General features: G+C 66.2%; 6 protein-coding genes. 1 reads left to right on the forward strand and 5 read right to left on the reverse strand.

What is annotated here, in order from left to right:
* The 4 genes from Q664_RS15975 to Q664_RS15990 form a co-directional block, all read right to left on the reverse strand.
* The coding region (locus tag Q664_RS15975; protein ID WP_063934706.1) for an endonuclease domain-containing protein at positions 1-333 on the reverse strand (333 nt) is incomplete at its 3' end.
* 140 nt (positions 334-473) lie between these two features.
* Complete coding sequence (clpX, locus tag Q664_RS15980) at positions 474-1,751, reverse strand: ATP-dependent Clp protease ATP-binding subunit ClpX (protein ID WP_043395463.1); 1,278 nt, start codon at positions 1,749-1,751, stop codon at positions 474-476.
* Positions 1,752-1,956: 205 nt separating this feature from the next.
* Entirely contained in the window at positions 1,957-2,589 is a 633-nt protein-coding gene (locus Q664_RS15985) for a hypothetical protein (protein WP_043395457.1), read from the reverse strand.
* Between the two features lie 68 nt (positions 2,590-2,657).
* Positions 2,658-3,614, reverse strand: coding sequence for an AgmX/PglI C-terminal domain-containing protein (locus Q664_RS15990; RefSeq protein ID WP_052518195.1), 957 nt, complete (start codon positions 3,612-3,614; stop codon positions 2,658-2,660).
* Between the two features lie 78 nt (positions 3,615-3,692).
* On the opposite strand from Q664_RS15990, the gene Q664_RS15995 reads away from it, so the two are divergent.
* A complete protein-coding gene (locus Q664_RS15995) occupies positions 3,693-4,556 on the forward strand; it encodes a tRNA pseudouridine synthase A (protein WP_043395459.1) in 864 nt (287 codons plus the stop codon).
* Here the strand turns inward: Q664_RS15995 and Q664_RS54855 are convergent.
* Entirely contained in the window at positions 4,553-4,717 is a 165-nt protein-coding gene (locus tag Q664_RS54855; RefSeq protein ID WP_073562486.1) for a ribbon-helix-helix domain-containing protein, read from the reverse strand. The genes Q664_RS15995 and Q664_RS54855 overlap by 4 nt on opposite strands.
* Positions 4,718-4,929: the final 212 nt, after the last annotated feature.

The raw sequence follows: 4,929 nt of genomic DNA on the forward strand, positions 1-4,929 counted from the left end.
GTGCGTGCTCATCTGGTTCCAGATCCGTGTGAGCACGGCCTCCGTCTCCTGCAACACCTCCCGATTCGAGAACCGCAGCACCGTCAGCCCGTGGGTCTCCAGGAACGCCGTGCGCTCCGCGTCCCGCGCCCGCTGTTCCGGCCGCGCGTGACCGTCCCCGTCCAGTTCGAGCACCAGCTTCGCCTCGTGCGAGTAGAAGTCGAGGATGTACGGACCGAACTGGTGCTGGCGCCGGAACTTCACTCCCACCAGCCGACGGGCCCGCAGCAGTCTCCACAGCAGGGACTCGGCATCCGTGGTGTCCGCTCGGAGCCTCCGACACAGCGCGAGCAACCCGAGTCGATCCAGTTCACCGTGTGACGATCTGTACACGCACCCTCACCCCGTCCCTCTCCCGAGGGGAGAGGGGAAATTGCAAAAGCCCCCGTGCCTCGGTGGGCAACGGGGGCTTTTCTACGCGGAGAGAAGCACGGCTACGCCGACTTCTTCTCCTTCTCCATCACCAGCTGGGGCGGCTCGTGCTTGGTCACCACCGTCTCGGTGATCTTGCACTCCTTCACCCCATCCCGGTACGGGACGTCGTACATGATGTCCAACATCGCGTCCTCGAGGATGGCTCGCAGGCCACGCGCTCCGGAGTTGCGCCGCATCGCCTCCTTCGCGATCGCCTTCAGCGCCTCCTTCGTGAAGGTCAGCTTCACCTTCTCCATCTCGAAGAGCTTCTGGTACTGCTTGATCAGCGCGTTCTTCGGCTGCGTGAGGATCGTGATCAGATCCTCTTCCTTCAGGTCGTTCAGCGTCGCCACCACCGGCAGACGGCCGATGAACTCGGGAATCATCCCGAACTTCATCAAGTCCTCCGGCTCGACCATCGCCAGCAGCTCGCCCACGCTGCGCTCTTCCCGGTGGGTGATCTTCGCCCCGAACCCCAGGCCCTTCTCTCCCACCCGGCGCTTGATCACTCCATCGATGCCGTGGAACGCGCCACCGCAGATGAACAGGATGTTCGTCGTATCAACCTGCACGTACTCCTGCTGGTTGTACTTCTTCCCACCCCGCGGCGTCACATTCGCCCGCGTTCCCTCGATGATCTTCAAGAGCGCCTGCTGCACACCCTCGCCACCCACGTCTCGCGTGGCGCTCGGCGTGTCACCCTTGCGCGCGATCTTGTCGATCTCGTCGATGTAGACGATTCCCCGCGCCGCCTTCTCCACGTCGTAGTCCGCGTTGTGGAGCAGGTTCTGGATGATGTTCTCGACGTCCTCACCCACGTAGCCGGCCTCGGTCAGGCTCGTGGCGTCCGCGATGGTGAAGGGCACGTTGAGGAAGCGCGCCAGCGACTGCGCCAGCAGCGTCTTGCCGCTTCCCGTCGGGCCCACCAGCAGGATGTTGCTCTTGCTGAGCTCCACATCCTCCGAACCCGAGGGCTTCATCCCCGGTCGAGGCCGTGCCGTCGGCTTCTTCTGGTAGATGCGCTTGTAGTGGTTGTACACGGCAACGGAGAGGACCTTCTTCGCCTGGTCCTGCCCGATGACGTAATCGTCGAGGAACGCCTTGATCTCCATCGGCGTCGGCAAGCTGACCTGCGGCTTGCCCTCCTCGCGCTCATTCTCGTCCGCGATGATGTCGTTACACAGCTTGATGCACTCGTCGCAGATGTAGACCGTCGGGCCCGCGATGAGTTTGCGGACCTCGCGCTGCGACTTGCCGCAGAACGAGCAGGACAGGTTGACGTGGTGCTCCTTCTTCACTGCCGCCTCCGAGTTCACCGACCCCGGTTCCCCGGAGCCTACCTAGCCGACACCCTCACCACACCCTATTTGCCTGGCTGCCCACGTCTCGAACAGCCGTCCGACAAAATATAGGCTCCGGCTGAATCCGCAGGAAGCCCATCTCGGATGTGTCGACCGGCGGGCTGTGCACCGCCGGACGAGGTCAGCGTTGAGTAACACTCGTTCAGGCGTCATTCACGCCCGAAGCGAGCTCCTCCAGGTCCTCGGCCAGGGTGCCCGCCCGCTCGGCAATGGCATGAGGTACCCGGCGACACCCGGACACCTCGGCGGCCAGCTTCCGAGCCATCTGCGCCAGCTTCCTCACCTGCTGGCTCTCCGGAGGGGGCTCCGGCGGCGGCTTCGGGAACCGCTCCACGAACTCCTTCTTCAGCTCGTTGGCCGGCTTCTCCGCGTTCCAGATACTGTCACGCAGTGAACGATACTCCTGCGGAGACAGCTGTCCACGCTCTTCCGCGTCCGCCAGGACCTCGATCACCTCGAAGGGAGGCGCCTTCTCGGGGAAGTCCGGCTGGGACACCTCCTCGGGGGCCTCGTGCTTGGCCAGGAAGCTGAACGAGCGCGTGAGCTTCAGCACCGTCTGCTTCTTGATGTGCAGCTCCTTCAGGGCGTACGCCTCGAAGGAGTTGTACCCCCAGGCCTCCCACAGGTTCTCGTCCCGCACCTGCACCAGCAGCTTGCCCAGCTCGGCCCAGGTGGACTTGAAGCGCTTGGCCGCCACCAGGACGGTGTGGCGGAAGGTGCCCGGGGGCACGGAGGCGGCCTTCTTCTCAATGTCGATTTCAGCGGCGGTCACCATGCCCACCTGTATCGGGCAGGAAAACCGGGGGGGCAAAAAACCAGCCTGCTACATCCTACATCTACCCCTCATTTCTTACCGATGGTGAACGCCAGGTTCACCGTCGCCCGCTCGCCCTTGTAGGGCTTGAAGGGCCACTTCTTCATCTCGCCCAGCAGGCAGTCGAAGAGCGGGCCCTTCTTCAGCTGCGGATGGTCCACCCACAGCTGTGCCACCCGGCCGTCGTTGCCGATGGTGAACTCGAGCGGCACCTTGGCGGCGAAGCCCGGACGGCGCTCGGCCTCCTCCTTGAAGCACCGGTAGAGCGTGCTCTGGCTCTGCTTCACCACCCGGTTGATGGCCGCCTGGTCGTAGTTGACCTCCGTGGCCAGGCCATCCGAGTCCGTGATCACCTTGCCCGACGGACGCGAGCCCGTGGGACGGCGATCCGGCTTCGACCCCGCCGCCGAGGCCACCTTCTCCGGCTTGCTGTCCGGCCTGGCCTCCGGCTTGTCCGGCGTCGTCTCGGGGGGCTTGGTGGAGGGCCGCTCCGCCGTCTGCTGCTTCGGCTCGCCGGGGTACTCGAACAGCTCCTCGGGCCTGGAGTGCTTCGCCACGGTGATGACCGGCGTGGACACCTCGATGGAGAGCTCGTCCCGTTTGACGCCCGGCAGGTACACCGACGAGTAGCGGGCGATCTGCCACGCCCCCGCTCCCAACCCGCCGAGCACCACCGCCGCCATGGCCGCCGCGAACAGCTTCTGGCGCAACCGCCGCGCGCGCAGTGCCCGGGCCTCGGCCTCGACACGCTGCTTCGCCGCCGCCTTGGACACGTGCAACTTGAAGGCGTCCAGCTCCTCGAGCTTGCGGAAGCCGCTCGGGCCGGTGGCCGAGACCTCCGTCTTCCCGGTCACCTGCCCCGCGTACAGCTTCTCCACCAGTTGGTGGCCGGTCAGGGGACCGAGGACGAGATCCCCCTGGCGGTAGAGCCATTGGGTATCGAGCTGTTCCCTCTCGGGATCATGGAGGTCTTGTGCGGCCGACATGGGCCGGGAAGTATCCCAGGCCGCGCGGGCCACCACAACGCCCCTTCCACTCCCTTCCGCTCGCTCCCTCGACCGTCCGTGAAAAGAACCCCCGCCGCCCTGTGGATCTGGTACCGCGGCACCCACTTCCGTGGCTACCAGCGTCAGCCGGAAGGTCCCACCGTCCAGGAGACCCTCGAGGCCTCACTCCGCAAGGCCGGTGTCCCCTACCCCGTCATGGGCGCCGGCCGCACCGACCGCGGCGTCCACGCCCGCATGCAGGTGGTCAGCGTCCGGCTGCCTCCCTGCTACACCTCGGAGATGCTGTCCGAGCGGCTCCCACTCCATGTCCCGCCGGAGCTCGGTCTGTGTGTCGCCCGGCGGCCACCCGATGGCTTCCATGCCCAGTGGAGCGCCGTGGGGAAGGAGTACCGCTACCGCATCCAGCTCGGTGGCACTGTCTCCGAGCCCTGGCGGCCCTTCGTCATGGAGCCCTCCGCCGAGCCCCGGCTCATGGAGGGCACCGCGTTGAAGCCCGAGCGCGTCGCGGAGTTGCTCGGCGCCGCCGTGGGCTGCCGCGACTTCCGCGCCTTCCACGAGAACTCCAGCCTGTGCAAACCCCGCACCCTGGAGTCCGCCACCCTGCACGAGCTCGGCAATGGCCTCTTCGAGGCCCGGCTCAGAGGTGATGGGTTCGGGCGCTACCAGGTGCGCTACCTCGTGGGCTCCACCCTGCTCACCGCCGCGGGCGTCCTCTCCGAGGAGCTCTTCCGCTCCGCACTCGACAGGGGCACCTCCATCCCCGGCCTCAAGGCCCCGGCTCAGGGACTCCTGCTCTGGGAGGTGCTCTACCCGCCCGCCGTGGATCCGTTCCCCGCCGAGGAGCGGGCCCGCGCCCCGGGTCTCCCCCTGGCGCCTCCCTTCTCCCTCCCGGCTGGCTCGGACTCCGCGGCCGCCGCCTAGTCGACCAGGCGATCCTCGTACTTCGTCAGCAGATCCGAGATCGCCTCGCGCAGGTACTCGCTCTGGCGGATCCTCGTCGAGCGCGACAGCTCCTTGAGTGCATCGAGCTTCTCGCGGTTGAGACGGAACACCACCGAGGTGAGGCGAGGATTCATGTCCATGTGCGTTGTCTCCTACAGGTGCGCACAAAGTCTCACAGACGCATCGGATCGCAAGAAAATCCCCGTACCCGTTGGATCATGTGGGGATCGGCTGGGATCAGAATCGGATCACGGGCCGCCCGCGCACGCCGCGCTCTGCTCTAAGGCGGATCCGCGCGTGGATCCAAATTCCGGCTGTAATTACGGGGGGTAAGCACGGGTGCGAGGCNCNC

The sequence above is a fragment of the Archangium violaceum Cb vi76 genome, assembly GCF_000733295.1.
GTDB classification, from domain to species: Bacteria; Myxococcota; Myxococcia; order Myxococcales; family Myxococcaceae; genus Archangium; species Archangium violaceum.